We start from the raw sequence: 17,373 nt of genomic DNA, 5'->3' as shown, positions 1-17,373 counted from the left end.
GAATGGTTCAAATCTGGCCGGTAAATGCCTTGCGCGATCAGGCGCTTAACTGCTCGGCTGATCCGATTGCAGGGCAGGGCGATCCACCAGGTCCGCTGGGATCATCAGCGTAAACAGCATGCCGGTCGCCCCCGCCGGGTCCACCGACAGCGCAAATCCATTGACCGCCAGCAGCGAGCGCGTCAGCGCCAGCCCCACGCTCGAGCGCACGGGGGCCAGCGCGCGGCCCTCCCGGCTCACCCCGTCGCGGAACACGACGAACCGTTCGGCCATATCCACCGGGGCGGTCGAGCTATCGCGCACATGAATGGCAATGCCGCCATCATCCTCTCGCTGCGCCGAAATCACCACCGCGCCACCCGTCGGCGTCTGGTCGATGGCCGAGGCCAACAGGTTCAGCACCGCCTGTGCCAGTGACGCACGATCCGCCGTCACCCGCGGCAGGCTCTCCGAAATCGCATTGCGCACGATGACACGGGCATGGCTCGCCTGCTGGCGAATGCGCATCACGCAGCTTTCCAGCAGGCTCGTCAGCTCGATACTGGCGCGCTGCGGCATATAACGCCCATCGCGCAACCGCGCATAATCATCCAGCTCATCGACCAGCGCGGCAATTTCCTGCCCCGCCGCCGCAATGTCCTGCGCATATTCTTCATAGCGCTCATTGCCCAGCGCCCCGAACGCTTCCGAGCGGATCAGTTCGGAGAATCCGACAATCGTATTGAGCGGCCGCCGCACCCCGCGGCTGATCCGCGCCAGCAGCGCCGGATCGGGCTCACCCGAATTCGGCAGCCGGGCGGGGGCTGTGCCGCGCTCTCTAACGAAGCCGAAATAGCCGGTGATGATCCCCGCCTGGCCCTGCGCGAAAATCGTCATTTCCGCCTTGCCGCCATCGCTGGCCAGCACGATGCAAGGCCGCGCCGTCTCGGCAAAGCGCGCCGGCCGCTCCAGAAATTCACGCAAGGCCGGCAATGCATCTTCCGCCACCAGCCCGCTCAGCGGCCGCCCGGCCAGGCCCGCGCCAGGCTCGGCCAACAGCGTCACGGCGCGCGGGCTGGCCAGATTGATCACCCCGGCCCGGTTGGCATCGAAAAAGCCATCGCCGCGCAGCTCGGCAAACGATTCGGCAAAGGCGCGCACCGCGGCCTCGTGACCCGTCCGCACTTCGGTGGCGCTAGCCGATAGCATCAGGGCAGGGCGCCCTTGCCAGGAGATCGATTGCAGCCGCGCCGTTACCGGTACCAACGTGCCGTCCCGCTGCATCAAATGGTTGACGGGGCCCGCTTCCTGCTCATCCGGCCCCGCCGAGGGGAACACCGAAGCCAGCCCCGCATTGCGCAACTGCTCCACCGAATCATAGCCCACCATTTCGGTGATGGCCCGATTGGCAAACAGCACCTGCTGGTCGCGGAACACCAAAATGCCCAGCGGCAGCCGGTTCAGCACCAGCGTTTCCCCGCCCAGATTGATCAGCGCCCCCGCTGCCCGCTGCGGCTGTGGCGTTGATGGCACTTGCGGCTGCGACACAATCGGCGCCGCAGCCGGTTCGCCCGCACCCACCCGATCATTCAAAATCCGCGACAATTCATCGAAATTATACCGCGACACCCGCTCGACGGCCTCGGGATCCTCCGGCAGAGCCGGCGCAATCTCGGCCACCGCCGCCGCCACGCTCTCCGGATCGGTCCCAGCCAGCTCCGGCGCCATTTCGGCGGCAGGCGCATCATCCTCGCCTGCATTGGCGACAAGTCCGCGCCCCGTCACGCGATAAAGCTGCCCCGGCACGGGTGTCTCCGGCTCCTTCGTCGCATACATCACGTCATCGTCCGCCGTCAGCGGGGTAAACAGCGCCTCATCCGCCGCCAGCCGGTCGACCAGCGCCGCAAGCCGGCTGACCGATTCGGCCGCCACGTCATCCTCGTTCTCATGCCATTCCGCGCCCGGCCCGTCCTCAAACGCCGTCGGCTCCTCAGGCATTGCGCTTACCGCCTCGTCGGCCGGCGCAGCATCCGGCTCCGCCGCATGCCAATTGGCCAATTCCTGCTCATAGGCACGCTCATCCGCCACGATGAGATCGCCAACCGCATCGTTCGTGACGATCTCATCAGCTGGCGCGTCGCTGCTCTGATCCTCCGCGGTAGATTCGGGTGGCAGGTCCGCGTTGCCCTCGCTCGTCGGCGGTTCGTCAGTCATGCCGGTCGTTTCGGCAGCAGGCTCGCCATCCACTGTAACGGCTTCCACGCCAGAATCGTCTTGCGGCGTGGCCTCGGCTTCTGCCGAGTCATCCTCTGCCGCACCGGCCGCCAGAATCTCGTCCGCGATCGGATCGACCCCCACGATCAGCAAAACCGGCTGCCCGTCCTGCCAGATCAGCGGCGTCGCCGCACAGGTGCTCGAGGCCGGCTTGCCGCCAGCCAGAAACTGAATACGTGCCAGGCTGGTCCGCCCGGTGGACCCGAGCCTGATGTTTCGCGCCACCTGCCCCTTGATCGGGGTGGCGAGCGGCGCGCGCTTGAGCCCATGTTTCTTGATTTTGGCCAGGAACAGCCCGGAGGCGGCATTCTGCCAGATCAGCTGGTCGCCTTCGCGCGACCACAGCCAGGCCGGGCGAGCATCATCGGCATGCTGCAGCACGCGACGGGCGCTCGGCGATGTGATCCAGTCGGCATCCATATACAGCCAAATTCCGTCGAGAAGGGGCGGGCTCCGCCGCGCTGTGCCAGATCGGCACAAATGTGCCCAACGTCCTTACGGTTTCTTCAATATAGTGCGCGTGTCGCATGGTCCAGAGCGGCCGGCACACGCTTCCGCGCGCTTTGATCGCCATGGTTAAGTGCAAAAACCTTACGAATGGTCACGTTTGCGTGCCCGTCATGCACTTGTTGTGGAAAGGCGCAGCGCTGAGCGGTGGAATGAGGCAAAATGGGTGCTTGTCATCGAGAAATTCTCGACCTATGTTCCGCCCGCTTTCGGGACGACCTTGACGGTCTCCCTCGACAGGCCCCTGCCGCCTTAGCTCAGTTGGTTAGAGCGCTAGATTGTGGATCTAGAGGTCCTCGGTTCGATCCCGAGAGGTGGTACCATTTTCCAGATAGATTCGGCATTAACGCGTCACGCGCAGGGCTGCGAGTTTGCGCCCGATTTCGCTGAACACGTCGGATAGCTCCTGGCCACTATTGGCTTGGTAGGCATGCGACGCGTCGGTGGCGCAATTGGCCATCAGGTTTATGGCGCTCTGCGAGTTCACAATCGCAAACCCGACGGTGTAGACAATAATGCCCGCCCGTTTCATGGCATTGCACTGCGACTGGGTCTGCGAATAGGAACTCCCATTGGGTGCGTCGCAGTTGATCTGATCGTTGGTGTCGCCGCTGCCAGAGGTCGAACTCTGACTGATGACGCCGTTGCAATAAGAACTGTTGAACTCCCCATCCGTCATCAGCACTACGGCTTTGATGATATTGACCTTTCCTGGACCTGCAGGCTGGCTGTCCTGAGGCCAGGGACCGTTGAAATTAGGGGACACCATATACCAAGCCCAAGCTGCCCCCGTATGCCCGGCGGTCGAGCCGCCAGCCGTCAGTTTCTGTGCTACATCATGCAAGATGGTCTTGTTCGATGTCAGTGGCAGAACCGTATTGCTGATGCATGGATTGCCGGAGCCAGGATAGTTCCGGCCAAGTAGTGCCGTGGACGGCGAAGCATCGGTATACGCATTTGTCGTGCGTTCGGTGATGCAGGTACTGATCGGAAAACGGCGCTGCTTTCCATATGGGTTAGAGAACAGATAGTAATCGCAACCGGAAAGAACGCAGGCAACCGAGCCACCAGAGCTATAGGTGCCATAGTTGATGCCGTTCGTTTTTGCCGTGTTTGGCAGCACAAAAGTATTGGTTGTTGCTGCGCCGATTGTCCAAGCTAGGTTGTTCCCTGACGTGGCGCTGTTGTTGTTGAGACTGGGCATGCCGTTGATGCCATAAATATAAGCTTGGCTATTGCTCGCTAGGCCATGCGCCGACGACGTCACGACCAGTTCGCAGGTTGCGACTAGGCACTTGGTCGCCGTCCCCGTCGATTTGACGTAGCTGCCATAGTTGCCGCCGTTTATGCCTTTCAGCTCATAGGAGTCGGCGTCCACTTTTGTGACGGTAAATATCTTGTTGTTGAGCTGCGTCATGCCGCTTACATTGTTGATATAGACGGTATCACCCGTGACGAATCCGTGATTGACCGACGTAATGACGACCGGATTTTTCTTTGTCGCTCCGGTAACGACCTTGCCAGCGCCGCTGGCCCAGCCGATCGCGGTTATAGCCGTGGGCGCTTTGCTTGCACCGCGAATGCTTGCGGCATAGGTGCTCCCCACATTCACCGCCATTGAATAGGGCACAAGCGCCATTTTCGAATAGGTCGGGGTCTGCTCGTCCTGCACGACGATATTGATCAATTGTCCCAGCGCGGTTTTGAGGGCTGCGACTTTACTCTGTTGTGCCGTACCCTCGTCGGAGGTTGCGATGGGGTCGTTCATCGAGCCTGTCAGATCAACCGCGACCGCTACTTCAATGTCCATTGAGCCGCGCGTCACTTCCGAGACGATGCCTGCGCCCAGATCATGCACCCCCACCAATCCCACAAACAGAGTGGGCATGCTCATTGTTGCTTCAAAGTAGAGCGAACCCAAGGCCGCGTCCGTTCGCGCAAGTGTCACTTCGGCGGTCACATCGGGATCGGATATGCGGTCGACCAATAGTGCCTGGGCTTTCTCGATCAGCCAGCTGTTGGTAACGCCAGTTCTGAACGCATCCTTCTCCAGCGCCAGCGCCGCTGCATCCAGCGCGATCTGTGCCCGGTTCCGCGTCTGCTCCAGCCGCACATAGTCGACGACGGCGCCGCCCATGGCGATCAGCACCACGGCCATCAGGCCGAACATGATTGCAAATACACCGCTCTCGTCGCGGCCGAATCGCGCGACAAGCCGAAGGAAAGGACGCATGACGCTAGCACCCGTGGGATCTGTCGCCCCACAGCGGAGCAGGCCGGAATATCGGTGATATTCCTTATTAAAAGACCACCACCGGCCAATAAAGTTTTACCCGGCCGCAAGCACCGTTCACAACCGCGTCAGTCACACGCCCGCGCAATACTCCAAAACTACTCGGCGGGCCGAAATTTCACCGGCGCAATTCCCAGAATCGCGCCACCCCGCTACCCCTATGCGCCAATTGCGCACGAGCAGCGGAGCCCGCCATGCCCACCGAAATCTCGCCCCAGGATGGCCTGCCGCGTTGTCCCTGGCCGGGCGATGACCCGCTCTATCGCCATTATCACGACACTGAATGGGGCCGCCCGGTCACTTCCGATACCAGGCTCTTCGAAAAGATCTGCCTCGAAGGCTTCCAGTCGGGCCTCTCCTGGATCACCATCCTGCGCAAGCGCGACCGCTTCCGCGAGGTCTTCCATGGCTTCGATATCGCCAAGGTCGCCGCCATGACTGAAGCCGATATCGAGCGCCTGCTGCTCGATGCTGGCATCATCCGCCACCGCGGCAAGATCACGGCGGCCATCAACAACGCCAGGCGAACTCTCGAGATCCAGCAGGAATTCGGCTCCCTCGCCGCCTATATCTGGCAATTCGAGCCCCAGTCCGGCCATCGCGCCGATGACTATTCCTGGTCCGCCCTCAGCGCCGTCGCGCAAACCGACGCCTCCCGCGCCCTCTCCAAGGATTTGCGCAAGCGCGGATTCAATTTCGTCGGCCCCACCACCTGCTACGCCTTCATGCAGTCCATGGGCATGGTCAACGACCACATCGAAACCTGCTTCTGCCGGCCCGAGGTAGAAGCGGCCCGGGCGGCTCTCCCGCGCCCGGTGAAGTAGCGCGCCCCAAGTCCTGTTGCCCATCGGCAACATTCATCACTTTCTGCGACAACCCGCCACACCCCATATTGCGGCTCACGAGCCCGTGAGCTAGAAGCAAATTGTCCAACAACGCCAGTCCAGAGGGAGGCGCTACATGAATATTGTACATGCACTCCATCTGGGTACACACGCGCGGCCAATGGCCCGGGGCTAACGCCTCCTTGTTGTCACCACCGCCGACTTGTGTCGCGGGCACCCACCCAAACCAGCATCGTAACCGGTTGAAGCCGGGTCTTTCTTGACCCTGATTCCGCCTCCCGAAGCTCCTCAACCTTAGAAGGCCGGTCCGCGCAACAGCGCTGCCGGGCAAAGCTATGTCTTACAATGCACTCAACGAGGGCAGCATCGTGCTGCGCCTTGAATTCTCCATCGCCGATGCCGTGCACCAGCGCGGCCTGTTCTCCGTTCTGCGGGCCGCAATTGCCGCCTGGTGGAACCGGCCCCGCATGGCGCGGGTGATCGATCTGCCCGCTCGCCTGCGGGCCGATGTGGGCCTGCCGCCTGCCGACGGCTTTGACCAATGGCTGCTGCCTGGGGACAATCCTCAGATTCCACCGCCCCTATGGAGGCCAGGTTTGTAGCCCCAGCCCCCTCGCTTTCTCCCGGAAGGCGAGGGGGCACATTCCCCCGCTCTGCTGTTGCCCCTCCATGCCCGATCCGCTAACAACGGCCCGTTCCCGAAGGACTGCCCAAAATGACCGAAAAAGCCAAGCTCATCGCCCCGCGCCTGCCGCGTGGCTTCGAGGACCGTACGCCCGGCGAAATTGCCGCTGTTGGCGCCATGATCGACACGATCAGGAAAGTCTATGAGCGCTATGGCTTCGACCCGGTCGAAACACCTTTACTGGAGCTCACCGAAACGCTGGGCAAATTCCTGCCCGATACCGACCGGCCCAATGCCGGCGTCTTCTCCCTGCAGGACGATGACGAGCAGTGGATGAGCCTGCGCTACGATCTCACAGCGCCGCTCGCCCGCTACTTCGCCGAAAATTTCGAAACCCTGCCCAAGCCCTACCGGTCCTATCGCCAGGGCTATGTGTTCCGCAACGAAAAGCCCGGCCCCGGCCGCTTCCGCCAGTTCATGCAATTCGATGCCGACACGGTCGGCGCCGGCGGCCCCGAAGCCGATGCCGAAATGTACATGATGGTTGCCGACGTGATGGACGAACTGGGCCTTAAGGGCCAGTATGTCGTCAAGGTCAACAACCGCAAGGTGCTCGATGGCGTCCTCGATACCGCCGGCATCACCAGCGACGGGCAGAAGCTGACGGTGCTTCGCGCCATTGATAAGCTCGACAAGTTCGGGCCAGAAGGCGTCAAGCTCCTGCTCGGCGCCGGACGCAAGGACGAGAGCGGTGACTTCACCAAGGGCGCCGGCCTCACGCCGGCGCAGATCGAACCCATCCTCGCCTATGTCGATAGCGGCGTTCCCGCTCCCGGCGTCGAAAAGGGCAGCAATGCCCATGTCATCGCCACCATCAACACCCTTGCCGGCCTTATCGGCGGTTCGGAAGCCGGCCTGCAGGGCTTGCAGGAACTGGCCAGCATTTTCGGCCTGATCAGCGCAGCCGGCTTCAGCGGCCGCGTCATCCTCGACCCCTCGGTGGTCCGCGGCCTCGAATATTACACCGGTCCCGTCTTCGAGGTCGAATTGACCTTCAAGGTCCAGAACGAAAAGGGCCAGGACGTGGTGTTCGGCGCTGTTGGCAGCGGTGGCCGTTATGACGGCCTTATCGCGCGCTTCCGTCGTGAACCGGTACCGGCCACGGGGTGCTCGATTGGCGTCTCCCGCCTCGCCCATGCGCTCAAGCTGACCGGCAATCTCAAAGCCACCGAACCGGTCGGCCCCGTCGTCGTCCTCGTCATGGACAAGGACCAGATGGCCGGCTACCAGGCCATGGTGGTCGAACTGCGCAAGGCCGGCATCCGTGCCGAAATGTTCCTCGGCAATACCAAGAATTTCGGCAAGCAGGTCTCCTATGCCGATAAGCGCAATTCGCCTGCCGTCATCATCGAAGGCAGCCAGGAGCGCGACCAGGGCATCATCCAGATCAAGGATCTGATCGCGGGCAAAGAGGCCGCCGCCGCCATCACCGACAACGCCGAATGGAAAGCCGCAAGGCCCGGCCAGTTCGAAGTCAAGCGCGGTGATTTGGTCGCTGCCATCCAGAAGCTGCTGAGCGAACAATGATCCCCCGTACTCTCCCCACCCCGGATGTCACCCCGGCGCAGGCCGGGGCCCATGCTGAAGGCCTCTTTTCGGCACCATGCAAGTGGATAGCTCACAGCATGGATTCCGGCCTGCGCCGGAATGACCCGGTGGTTGGGACATATCGGGTGATAGCATCATGACCGGCGCCGCTCTCCGCCGCGCCAATCTCGAATCCCTCGTCGAAGCCCAGGGCGCCACCCGCGCCACCCCGCCGCTCCTTCTCCCGGCCGATCCCTATTTCGATCTCGCCGGCGAGGAATTCGGCCGCCGCCTGTTGCTCACCACCGATGCCTCCGGCGCTGAATATTGCTTGCGCCCCGATTTCACCCTGCCCATTGTGGCCGATTACATTGCTAACGGCGTGGGCGAACCGGCCGCCTTTTCCTATCTCGGCCCCATTTTTCGCCAGCGCGAAACCGGCGCGGCTGAATTCGATCAGGGCGGCATCGAATTGCTGGCCCAGCGCGATGGCGACGTGGCGCTCGATCAGGTGCTGACCTTTGCCCGCGCCGCGCTCTCCATTTTCGGAGTCAGCCCCGTCGTCCGCCTCGGCGGGGTAGGGTTGTTTGAAGGTCTTTTGGCCCAGGCCGACATGCCCGATCCATGGCGCTCGCGCATCCGCCACCGCTTCGGCCACACCGAAGCGCTCGAACGTCTGTTGACCCGGCTCGAACTGGCGCCCGATCTGCCGCGCGAACAGCAGCCCTCCCGCGAGGCGCTGGTCGCCGATGTCACCGAGCAAATGGTCGCCGCCGGCCTCTCCCTGTCCGAAGGCCGCACGCCCCAGGAAATCGCCGACCGCTATCTCGAACAGCAGGCGCTCGACGCCGCCCACGTTCCCGCCAAGACACTCAAATTGCTGCGCGATTATCTCGCCATTTCCGGCCCGGTCCTCCAGGCGCTGACCCGTATCGAGGCCCTCGCTGCCGAACACCGGCTGATGCTCGGCGCCCCCATCCGCGCCATTCGCCGTCATCTCAACGGCCTGGGCGAAGCCCGCGTCAGCTTCGATGCCAGCTTCTCCCCCCGCCTTGATTATTACACCGGCATCGTCTTCGAAATGACCGGCCCCAATGGCGAAGTGTTGGCCTCGGGCGGCCAATATGATCGCCTGCTCGAACGCCTCGGCGCCAAAGCCCCCATCGCCGCCTCCGGCTGTTCGGTCTGGGTCGATCGTTTGGAAGCGGAGGTTCGCTCATGAGTGAAATCACCCTCGCCGTCCCCTCCAAGGGGCGCCTAGAAGAACTCACCCGTGATTGGTTCGCCAGCAATGGCCTCACCATTGCCCGCCCCGGCGGCGCGCGTTCTTATCTGGGTGCCATTGAAGGCCTGCCCGACGTCACCGTGCGCTTCTTCCCGGCCTCCGAAATCGCTCGCGAGCTGATCCGCGGCACGATCGATATTGGCGTCACCGGGCGCGATCTCATCCACGAAACCAGCGAAACCGGCCCCCAATCGGTCGCCTTCGCCAAGACGCTCGATTTCGGCCATGCCGATGTCGTCGTCGCCGTGCCTGATGCCTGGATCGATGTCACCCATCTGCATGATCTGGCCGATGTGGCGTCCGATTTCCGCTCCCGCCACGGCCGCTGGCTGCGCATCGCCACCAAATACATCACCATCACCCGCCAGCATTTCGCCAAGGCCGGCATTGCCGAATACCGTACCGTCGAAAGCCTGGGCGCCACCGAGGCGGCCCCCGCTTCTGGCGTTGCCGATATCGTGGTCGACATCACCACCACCGGCTCGACCCTCGCGGCCAACAATCTGCGCGTCCTCGAAGATGGCGTCATGCTGCAAAGCCAGGCCTGCCTGATCGTGTCGCGCACCGCCAACTGGTCCGCCCCCCGCCGCGCCAGTATGCAATCGCTGCTGACACGTCTTGCTGCCGAAACGGATTTCTGATCAGCAGGACGCCATGGAACTGCTTCTTCTGGCGCTTTTGGTCCCTCTCGTCTGGGGCAGTGTGCTGCTTCTGATGATCAAGACAATCGGCGGGAGCCGCATCAACCGCCGCGCACGCCGCTCCGGCAATTCTGGCTCCGCCTATGGTGGCGACGCCGGCACTTCCAGCGGTGATGGTCACTATCACGGTGGCAGCGATAGCCATTCCGGCCACGACAGCCATTTCAGCCATTCCAGCCACGATAGCGGCAGCAGCAGCGGAGATAGCGGCAGTAGCGGCGGAGATAGTGGCGGCGGTGGTGGAGACGGCGGCGGGGGTGGGGGCGGCTGAGCCGGCTTGCCCGCCGCACCGATTTGCCTCACAACACGCCGCCGCCCCCGACCCACCAGGCCCGACATGATTTCCGATCCACTGATTCTTCTGGCGCTGGCCGCGGTCGGCATGCTGGCCGGCTTTGTCGATGCCATTGCCGGCGGCGGCGGCATGATCGGCATTCCCGCGCTCCTGGCGGCCGGCCTGCCGCCGGTTGCGGCGCTCGCCACCAACAAGCTGCAGGGCGTGGTCGGCACCGCCATGGCCACCTTCACCTATTGGCGCCGCGGCTTCATCGCGTTCAAAACGCTGATCCCCGCCGTTGCCCTCACCTTTGCCGGCAGCTTCTGCGGGGCCCTGGCGGTCAAGCAACTCGATACCAGCCTGCTCACCCTGGCCGTGCCCATCGCGCTGATCGGCATCGCGCTCTATTTCGTCTTCGCACCAAACCTGTCCGATGCCGACAAGGCCGCGCGCCTGCCCTTTGCCCGCTTCGTGCCGCTCATGGGCCTGGTCCTCGGCTTTTACGATGGCATTTTTGGCCCCGGCACCGGCTCGTTCTTTACTATCGGCTTTGTCACCCTGTTCGGTCTCGGGCTCACCCGCGCCTCGGGCCACACCAAGGCGCTGAACCTGGTGTCCAACCTTGCCGCGCTGGTCATTTTCATCCCGGCCGGCGATGTGGTCTGGCCCGCCGCCATCGCCATGGCGATCGGCCAATTGGCCGGCGGCTATATCGGCGCCCGCACCGGCATCCGCTACGGCGCCAAGATCATCCGCCCCGTGGTCGCCGTGGTGTCGATCGCTCTGGCCCTCAAGCTGATTTTCTTCCGCTGAGTGGGAGGGCCGGAGTGGAGGAGGGGCCGGTCGAGATTCAGCTTAGGCTGAGTCGAAAATGGCGGTTTTCGAGAACCGGAGCGCAACGTACTTTGGGGTACGTGAGCACCGGAAGCGCAGAAAACTGGCATTTGCAGGCCAGCATAAGCTGAATCTCGATTAGTCCCTAGGGCGTGTTGGCCTCGCGCGACCGGATCCGGTCGAGCCCCAGATAATGCTCGCGCAGCACCACGAATATGCCCGAGCAAACCACGATCGAGGCGCCGATGATCATCATCAGCGTCGGCATGTCGCCGAAGATGAAATACCCCACCACCAGGCTGAGCAGCAGCGAGGTATATTCAAACGGCGCAATGACCGACAGGTCCGCATAGCGATAGCAGGCCGTGAGCAGGATTTGCGCGATACCCCCTGCAATGCCTGCCGTAACCAGCAACGCCGCCTGCTGCGGATTGGGCCACACCCAGCCAAACGGCGCGGTCAGCAGCGACAACAGGCTCGCGGTGACGAAGAAATACAGCACGATCGCTTCGGTACGCTCGGTCTGCACCAGCCGGCGCACCTGCAGCATGGCAAAGGCGCTCAGAAATGCCGCGCCCAGGGCGGCAATGACACCCAGCGTTTCCTCGGCACCCAAACCTTCCGGATGGGTCAGCAGCGTCAACCGCGGCCACAGCATGATGCCGACACCCGCGAGCCCGACAATGACCGCCGTCCAGCGATAAATGAACACGCGTTCCTTAAGCAGCAGCGCGCCTAGAATGACCAGCAGAAGTGGCGAGGCATAGCCGATGGCCGTGGATTCGGGCAGCGGCAGCTTGGTCAGGCCGAAAAAGCCCAGCCCCATCGAGGCCACCCCGATCAACCCGCGCAGCACATGCCCGAGCGGATTGGCGGTCTTGAGCCCGCTCACGAGCTGACGCTTCCACAGCAGCCAGCCGATCACCGGGATAATTGCAAACAGCGAACGGAAGAACACCAGTTGGCCCGCGGGAATGCCCTGGGCCGCCTTGAGGCAGGTGGCCATGATGACAAAGATGCAGACCGAAGCGACCTTGAGCCCGATGCCGCGCAATGCATGCGTGCCCCCGGCGTGAGCGGAGGAGGCACTGGATGCAGGGAGACTGGTCACGGACATCTCGTGCTGCCAAAGGCAGCTTTTGGGCGCGGCTAATTGCCGGCGGTTTGCTCTAGCTTTTCCTTGGCGATGCGCGCGGTGGCGAAAGCCTTGTGCTCGGGGCCAACGGCGCTGCCGGTCTTGATGACCTTGGCGTCGGCGTCGTGGATTTCCCAGTGCCAGTTTGCATTGGGGCCGCTGCCGCCCTTGAGGCGCAGCTTGATGGCGAGGGGTGCGGTGAATTGGGTCATGGCCGTCTTATGCAGCAGGTGGCGGCGAGGGGGAAGAGGGTTTTTGGCGATTTAGCCGCCTCTAGACGTCACTGCGCTTATATTCGATGCGATCGCCCCAGAATGCCAGATAGTCGCGGATCGGTTCGACCAGCGGGCAGGGGTCGGGATAATACCAGACCTGATCTGGCCCGGTCGCGGTGAGGGTCTTGAGCGTATAATAAGACGCTTCCCCCTTATACGGGCACACCGTCTTGGTCTCCGAGGCCTCCAATATCCCCGGCTGCACATCCTCGCGCGGCAGATAGATCCGCAATGGTGCGCCCGGCTCGTCCAGCTCCAGCGCATTGAGCGAACTGGCGATCTCGGCGCCGTCAAAAATGACATGCACCCGGCCTGCTGCTGGTTTGATCTTGATATCCTTGTCGAGGCATTGACGTGCCATGAGGCGTCTCCTGTTACCCCATCCTAACGCAGCAATTTGGCGAGGGTTGCGACAGGCGCGCGTCCCCGCTTATTTCCGCGTGATCGAAACCCCGCCAAACTGCACCCCCTCGTCACCCCGGATTTCCAGCGTCACATTCCGCGCCCCGACATCCCAGCGCGCGGGGGTGTCAAAGGCGAAGGGGGCGGAGCCTTGGACGGAACCCAATAGCGCGCCGTCGAACCAGAGTTCGGCGGACCCCGAACCGCTCAATTCCCCTTCCACATGGGTAATGGCGGTGCGCGGCAATTCCAGCAGCGCCACCGTACGCCCCGAAACGCCCGGCACCGGCCCATCGAAATGGAAATTGGTCGCCGCCAGGATTTGCAGGTCCGGAATCTCCACCAGCCCATTGCGGTGGATATCCACCTTTTCCGCCAGCGTCACGCTGTCGAAGAGCGGCGACAGATATGCAATCGCCGCCTGCGGATCACTGGTGCGGGTCACGAAATAGCCGCTGCGGCCCGCCAGGTCCGCCAGGTTCACGTTGAAGGCGATATTGCGCGGATCATCGCCAATGCAGGGCAGCGGCACGCGGCCGGCGGTCTGCGCATCGAGATACCCGCAATCGATCCAGTTGAGGCTGCCCACAAACGTGTCGGGATTGGCAAAGGCATTAAGCCGGGTCAGCGCCTCGCCCACTTCGGTCCAGGCCATTTGCGGCACGGTGGGATCTTCCCATTGGCCCGGAAACGCCTGCCGCGCCCAGCCCGTCGCCGCATGGCTCAGCAGTGCCCCGATCAGCAGCACGGTGACCGCCACGGTCGCGCCCAGCCAGGTGCGGACCAGCCAGGCGTGACGGCGCGCGATGACAGCGGTCGCAGCGGCCAGGATGATGAATAGCGACATATAGCCCGGCGCCTGCCAGTGGAAATGAAACTGCGTATCCGACCACAGAGCGACGAGGGTGAAGAAGATCACCGGCGGCACGCCGATATAGGCCAGCAGCGCCGCGGCGCCCGGCACACTGCCTTGCGGATATTGCGCACGTGGTCCCGCAAAAATGGCGTGCAGCCCAACCCAGATCGCCGGCAGCGCCAGCCAGGGCACGATATAGAGCAGTTGCCCCACAATCATGCGGATCAGTCGCGCCCAGTTCCAGCCTTCTTCCACCAAGGCGCGGCCACCCTGGAAGGCGAAGGACGCCCAATGGTTCTGCGCATTCCAGATCGGCACCGGCAGGAAGATCACCAGCGCCAGCAGCGCCGCGACATAAGGCGCCGGATGGGCAAACCAGCGCCGCGCATTGCCATTGGCCAACATGAAAATAGCCGCGCCCAGCCCAATGAACGCGCCATGATATTTCGACAGCAGCGTCAGCCCCAGCCATAGCCCAGCCAAGAGCCAATTGCGCCATGGCCGTTCCCCGCCTTGCCTGCAGAAAATGTCGACCAGCACCAGGCAGGTGGCCGCCCAGAACAGCATCATTGGCGCATCGGGCTGCAGCCAGCTGCCCACCGACAGCGAGAAGATCGCCGAGGCATTGAGGATCAGCACGGCATAAAAGCCCGCCCAGCCCGAATGCACCCGCTCGCCCAGCCGGTACGCCAGCCAGGAGGTCACCACGAACATCAGCACGAAGGGGAGCCGCAGCACCCACACTGCTTCCGAACCGGTCAACTGCATGGTCGCCCAGATAATCCACAGCGACAGTGGCGGCTGGTCGAAATAGCTCAGATGCAGCTCGCGGGCGCTGCTGACATAATAGGCTTCGCCAGTGCCCAGCCCGATGGCCGTCGCCCCCCACAGCCGCAGCACCAGCGCAACGCCGATCAGAACAAGCGCCCAAACCGCCGGATTGGCAGACGAGCGGGGAGAAACATCGGTGCTGGCCATGACGCGTCCAAATACCCGGGAAAATCGGCCCCTGTGGTATAGCGGCAAGGCCGGTGTCGCAATGGCTTCGTGGTTATGCTGGTCCAAAGCCGATGCTTCGTACTTTACAATGCTCACACACCCACGGTGTCACCCCGGCGCAGGCCGGGGCCCATCTCGAGATTGTGCCCCTGCCGCAAGGTTGTGGGGGCAGGGCATCTATCTGCCGGCATGTGAGATATCTCAGGATGGGCCCCGGCCTGCGCCGGGGTGACACCGAGTTTGATGCGCCTGTCGTGATAAATTCATCGTCGCGGACTAGGCAAACTTCATCGCTTGCCGGGTGCGTTTGTCTTGACTCCGCAAGGCCCCCCTCCTATATCCGCTGCACCCTGTTAGCACTCTCCATTATCGAGTGCTAACAGGTCCGATATTGCATTGAAATTGATGCCATAGGAGCAATCATGAGCTTCCGTCCCCTGCACGACCGCGTGGTCGTCCGTCGCCTCGACAGCGAAGAAAAGACTAAAGGCGGGATCATCATCCCCGACACCGCCAAGGAAAAGCCCTCCGAGGGCGTGATCGTCTCCGTAGGCCCCGGCGCCCGTGACGATGCCGGCGCTCGCGTCGTTCCTGACGTGAAGGCTGGTGACCGCGTGCTGTTCGGCAAGTGGAGCGGCACCGAGGTCAAGGTCGACGGCGAAGACCTGCTGATCATGAAAGAATCCGACATCATGGGCATCATCGAAGGCTAAGCCCTTCTGTTGCCCATTCTTTTTGTCCGTCCTTAAGGAGCGCCCTCATGGCCGCTAAAGAAGTCAAATTCTCCACCGATGCTCGCGACAAGATGCTGCGCGGCGTCAATATCCTGGCTAACGCCGTCAAGGTAACGCTCGGCCCCAAGGGTCGTAACGTCGTCATCGAAAAGTCCTTTGGCGCACCGCGCATCACCAAGGACGGCGTGACCGTTGCCAAGGAAATCGAACTGGAAGACAAGTTCGAAAACCTGGGCGCACAGCTGCTGCGTTCGGTTGCTTCCAAGACCAATGACATTGCCGGCGACGGCACCACCACCGCGACCGTTCTGGGTCAGGCTATCGTTGTCGAAGGCGTCAAGGCTGTTGCCGCCGGCTTCAACCCGATGGATCTGAAGCGCGGTATCGATCTGGCTGTTGAAGAAGTCGTTGCTTCGCTCAAGGCCGCTTCGTCCAAGATCAAGTCGTCTTCGGAAGTCGCTCAGGTCGGCACCATCTCGGCCAACGGCGAATCCGCCATCGGCGACATGATTGCCGAAGCCATGCAGAAGGTCGGCAATGAGGGTGTGATTACCGTCGAAGAAGCCAAGACCGCTGAGACCGAACTCGAAGTCGTCGAAGGCATGCAGTTCGACCGTGGGTACCTCTCGCCCTACTTCGTGACCAATGCCGAGAAGATGACCGCCGTTCTGGAAGATCCCGTGATCCTCCTGCACGAGAAGAAGCTGAGCAATCTGCAGGCTATCCTGCCGATCCTCGAATCGGTTGTGCAGAGCCAGCGCCCGCTGCTGATCATTGCCGAAGACATTGAAGGTGAGGCTCTCGCGACCCTCGTCGTCAACCGTCTGCGTGGCGGCCTCAAGGTTGCTGCCGTCAAGGCTCCGGGCTTCGGCGATCGCCGCAAGGCCATGCTCGAAGACATCGCCATCCTGACCGGTGGCCAGGTGATCTCGGAAGATCTCGGCATCAAGCTTGAGAACGTGACCATCGACATGCTCGGCACTGCCAAGCGCGTTGAAATCACCAAGGAAAACACCACCATCGTCGATGGTGCCGGCACCAAGGAAGACATCCAGGGTCGCGTTGGCCAGATCAAGGCGCAGATCGAAGAAACCACTTCGGACTACGACAAGGAAAAGCTGCAGGAACGTCTGGCGAAGCTCGCCGGTGGCGTTGCAGTGATCAAGGTTGGCGGCTCGACGGAAGTTGAAGTCAAGGAGCGCAAGGACCGCGTCGACGACGCGCTGAACGCAACCCGCGCTGCCGTTGAAGAAGGTATCGTTGCTGGCGGTGGCGTTGCGCTGCTGCGCGCTTCCAATGCCATGACCGTCAAGGGTGCCAATGCCGATCAGGCCGCTGGTATCGCCATCGTCAAGCGCGCTCTGCAGGAGCCCGTGCGCACGATCGCCAACAATGCCGGTGCCGAAGGCTCCGTAGTCGTCGGCAAGATCCTCGAGAATTCCTCGCTGACCTTCGGCTACAATGCCGCAACCGGCGAATATGGTGATCTCGTGGCTCTGGGCGTTATCGATCCGGTGAAGGTGGTTCGCACTGCCCTGCAGGACGCAGCCTCGGTTGCTTCGCTCCTGATCACCACCGAAGCGCTCATCGTCGAAGCCCCCAAGGACGCAGCACCGGCAATGCCGGGCGGCGGCGGCATGGGCGGCATGGGCGGCATGGATTTCTAATCCAGCCTCATCCCGAGCTACGAAGTCTCGTTACTTCCCAGTCACGGACTTTGCAGGAGGCGCGGTGGAAACACCGCGCCTTTTTCGTTGTCGGCACT

15 protein-coding genes and 1 tRNA gene are annotated in these 17,373 nt (G+C 62.6%); 10 read left to right on the top strand and 6 right to left on the bottom strand.

Going from position 1 to position 17,373, the window contains the following annotated elements; all coding sequences use genetic code 11:
* Positions 1-45 precede the first annotated feature (45 nt).
* Positions 46-2,673 carry a sensor histidine kinase gene (locus tag N8A98_RS04935; RefSeq protein WP_262169624.1) on the bottom strand — a complete coding sequence of 876 codons (2,628 nt, stop codon included), beginning with the start codon at positions 2,671-2,673 and terminating at the stop codon, positions 46-48.
* Positions 2,674-3,006: 333 nt separating this feature from the next.
* Between N8A98_RS04935 and N8A98_RS04930 the strand changes: the two genes are divergently transcribed.
* Positions 3,007-3,083, top strand: a tRNA-His gene (locus tag N8A98_RS04930).
* Between the two features lie 20 nt (positions 3,084-3,103).
* Here the strand turns inward: N8A98_RS04930 and N8A98_RS04925 are convergent.
* A complete protein-coding gene (locus tag N8A98_RS04925) occupies positions 3,104-4,993 on the bottom strand; it encodes a ubiquitin-activating E1 FCCH domain-containing protein (protein ID WP_262169623.1) in 1,890 nt (629 codons plus the stop codon).
* A 254-nt stretch (positions 4,994-5,247) separates the two neighbouring features.
* Between N8A98_RS04925 and N8A98_RS04920 the strand changes: the two genes are divergently transcribed.
* From N8A98_RS04920 to N8A98_RS04890, 7 genes are all read left to right on the top strand, one after another.
* Entirely contained in the window at positions 5,248-5,877 is a 630-nt protein-coding gene (locus tag N8A98_RS04920) for a DNA-3-methyladenine glycosylase I (RefSeq protein WP_262169621.1), read from the top strand.
* A gap of 356 nt (positions 5,878-6,233) precedes the next feature.
* Entirely contained in the window at positions 6,234-6,500 is a 267-nt protein-coding gene (locus N8A98_RS04915; protein ID WP_262169620.1) for a hypothetical protein, read from the top strand.
* A gap of 113 nt (positions 6,501-6,613) precedes the next feature.
* The gene (gene hisS, locus N8A98_RS04910) at positions 6,614-8,110 is read left to right on the top strand and encodes a histidine--tRNA ligase (protein ID WP_262169618.1); all 1,497 of its coding nucleotides are present in this window, start codon (positions 6,614-6,616) and stop codon (positions 8,108-8,110) included.
* 157 nt (positions 8,111-8,267) lie between these two features.
* Positions 8,268-9,332, top strand: a complete 1,065-nt coding sequence (locus tag N8A98_RS04905; protein ID WP_262169617.1) for an ATP phosphoribosyltransferase regulatory subunit — start codon at positions 8,268-8,270, stop codon at positions 9,330-9,332.
* A complete protein-coding gene (gene hisG / locus N8A98_RS04900) occupies positions 9,329-10,036 on the top strand; it encodes an ATP phosphoribosyltransferase (protein ID WP_113123950.1) in 708 nt (235 codons plus the stop codon). Before N8A98_RS04905 ends, hisG begins: the two co-directional genes overlap by 4 nt.
* A gap of 13 nt (positions 10,037-10,049) precedes the next feature.
* Positions 10,050-10,367: a hypothetical protein gene (locus N8A98_RS04895; protein ID WP_262169614.1), complete on the top strand. Its 318-nt coding sequence runs from the start codon at positions 10,050-10,052 to the stop codon at positions 10,365-10,367.
* Between the two features lie 66 nt (positions 10,368-10,433).
* The gene (locus tag N8A98_RS04890) at positions 10,434-11,186 is read left to right on the top strand and encodes a TSUP family transporter (protein ID WP_262169613.1); all 753 of its coding nucleotides are present in this window, start codon (positions 10,434-10,436) and stop codon (positions 11,184-11,186) included.
* Between the two features lie 166 nt (positions 11,187-11,352).
* Here the strand turns inward: N8A98_RS04890 and N8A98_RS04885 are convergent, their stop codons facing one another.
* The 4 genes from N8A98_RS04885 to N8A98_RS04870 all read right to left on the bottom strand — a co-directional run bounded on the left by N8A98_RS04885 (position 11,353) and on the right by N8A98_RS04870 (position 14,853).
* Positions 11,353-12,213 carry a DMT family transporter gene (locus N8A98_RS04885; protein ID WP_262171889.1) on the bottom strand — a complete coding sequence of 287 codons (861 nt, stop codon included), beginning with the start codon at positions 12,211-12,213 and terminating at the stop codon, positions 11,353-11,355.
* Between the two features lie 143 nt (positions 12,214-12,356).
* Positions 12,357-12,554 carry a hypothetical protein gene (locus N8A98_RS04880; protein ID WP_162740506.1) on the bottom strand — a complete coding sequence of 66 codons (198 nt, stop codon included), beginning with the start codon at positions 12,552-12,554 and terminating at the stop codon, positions 12,357-12,359.
* Positions 12,555-12,615: 61 nt separating this feature from the next.
* Positions 12,616-12,978, bottom strand: coding sequence for a DUF427 domain-containing protein (locus tag N8A98_RS04875; protein ID WP_262169610.1), 363 nt, complete (start codon positions 12,976-12,978; stop codon positions 12,616-12,618).
* Positions 12,979-13,047: 69 nt separating this feature from the next.
* The gene (locus N8A98_RS04870) at positions 13,048-14,853 is read right to left on the bottom strand and encodes an ArnT family glycosyltransferase (RefSeq protein WP_262169609.1); all 1,806 of its coding nucleotides are present in this window, start codon (positions 14,851-14,853) and stop codon (positions 13,048-13,050) included.
* Between the two features lie 443 nt (positions 14,854-15,296).
* Here N8A98_RS04870 and N8A98_RS04865 point away from each other — a divergent pair, with 443 nt between their 5' ends.
* Together N8A98_RS04865 and groL are read left to right on the top strand one after the other, a co-directional pair.
* Positions 15,297-15,587, top strand: coding sequence for a co-chaperone GroES (locus tag N8A98_RS04865; protein ID WP_262169608.1), 291 nt, complete (start codon positions 15,297-15,299; stop codon positions 15,585-15,587).
* Positions 15,588-15,634: 47 nt separating this feature from the next.
* The gene (gene groL / locus N8A98_RS04860) at positions 15,635-17,275 is read left to right on the top strand and encodes a chaperonin GroEL (RefSeq protein WP_113123957.1); all 1,641 of its coding nucleotides are present in this window, start codon (positions 15,635-15,637) and stop codon (positions 17,273-17,275) included.
* Positions 17,276-17,373: the final 98 nt, after the last annotated feature.

Origin of the sequence: Devosia neptuniae (assembly GCF_025452235.1) — a bacterium.
Taxonomy (GTDB): Bacteria; Pseudomonadota; Alphaproteobacteria; order Rhizobiales; family Devosiaceae; genus Devosia.
This window is presented reverse-complemented; position numbering and strand designations above follow the sequence as displayed.

Bases quoted from the DNA above. Each gene is read 5' to 3' on its own strand.
- N8A98_RS04935 (WP_262169624.1), bottom strand. From the start codon at position 2,673: ATGGATGCCGACTGGATCACATCGCCGAGCGCCCGTCGCGTGCTGCAG.
- N8A98_RS04925 (WP_262169623.1), bottom strand. From the start codon at position 4,993: ATGCGTCCTTTCCTTCGGCTTGTCGCGCGATTCGGCCGCGACGAGAGC.
- N8A98_RS04920 (WP_262169621.1), top strand. From the start codon at position 5,248: ATGCCCACCGAAATCTCGCCCCAGGATGGCCTGCCGCGTTGTCCCTGG.
- N8A98_RS04915 (WP_262169620.1), top strand. From the start codon at position 6,234: ATGTCTTACAATGCACTCAACGAGGGCAGCATCGTGCTGCGCCTTGAA.
- hisS (WP_262169618.1), top strand. From the start codon at position 6,614: ATGACCGAAAAAGCCAAGCTCATCGCCCCGCGCCTGCCGCGTGGCTTC.
- N8A98_RS04905 (WP_262169617.1), top strand. From the start codon at position 8,268: ATGACCGGCGCCGCTCTCCGCCGCGCCAATCTCGAATCCCTCGTCGAA.
- hisG (WP_113123950.1), top strand. From the start codon at position 9,329: ATGAGTGAAATCACCCTCGCCGTCCCCTCCAAGGGGCGCCTAGAAGAA.
- N8A98_RS04895 (WP_262169614.1), top strand. From the start codon at position 10,050: ATGGAACTGCTTCTTCTGGCGCTTTTGGTCCCTCTCGTCTGGGGCAGT.
- N8A98_RS04890 (WP_262169613.1), top strand. From the start codon at position 10,434: ATGATTTCCGATCCACTGATTCTTCTGGCGCTGGCCGCGGTCGGCATG.
- N8A98_RS04885 (WP_262171889.1), bottom strand. From the start codon at position 12,213: ATGGCCACCTGCCTCAAGGCGGCCCAGGGCATTCCCGCGGGCCAACTG.
- N8A98_RS04880 (WP_162740506.1), bottom strand. From the start codon at position 12,554: ATGACCCAATTCACCGCACCCCTCGCCATCAAGCTGCGCCTCAAGGGC.
- N8A98_RS04875 (WP_262169610.1), bottom strand. From the start codon at position 12,978: ATGGCACGTCAATGCCTCGACAAGGATATCAAGATCAAACCAGCAGCA.
- N8A98_RS04870 (WP_262169609.1), bottom strand. From the start codon at position 14,853: ATGGCCAGCACCGATGTTTCTCCCCGCTCGTCTGCCAATCCGGCGGTT.
- N8A98_RS04865 (WP_262169608.1), top strand. From the start codon at position 15,297: ATGAGCTTCCGTCCCCTGCACGACCGCGTGGTCGTCCGTCGCCTCGAC.
- groL (WP_113123957.1), top strand. From the start codon at position 15,635: ATGGCCGCTAAAGAAGTCAAATTCTCCACCGATGCTCGCGACAAGATG.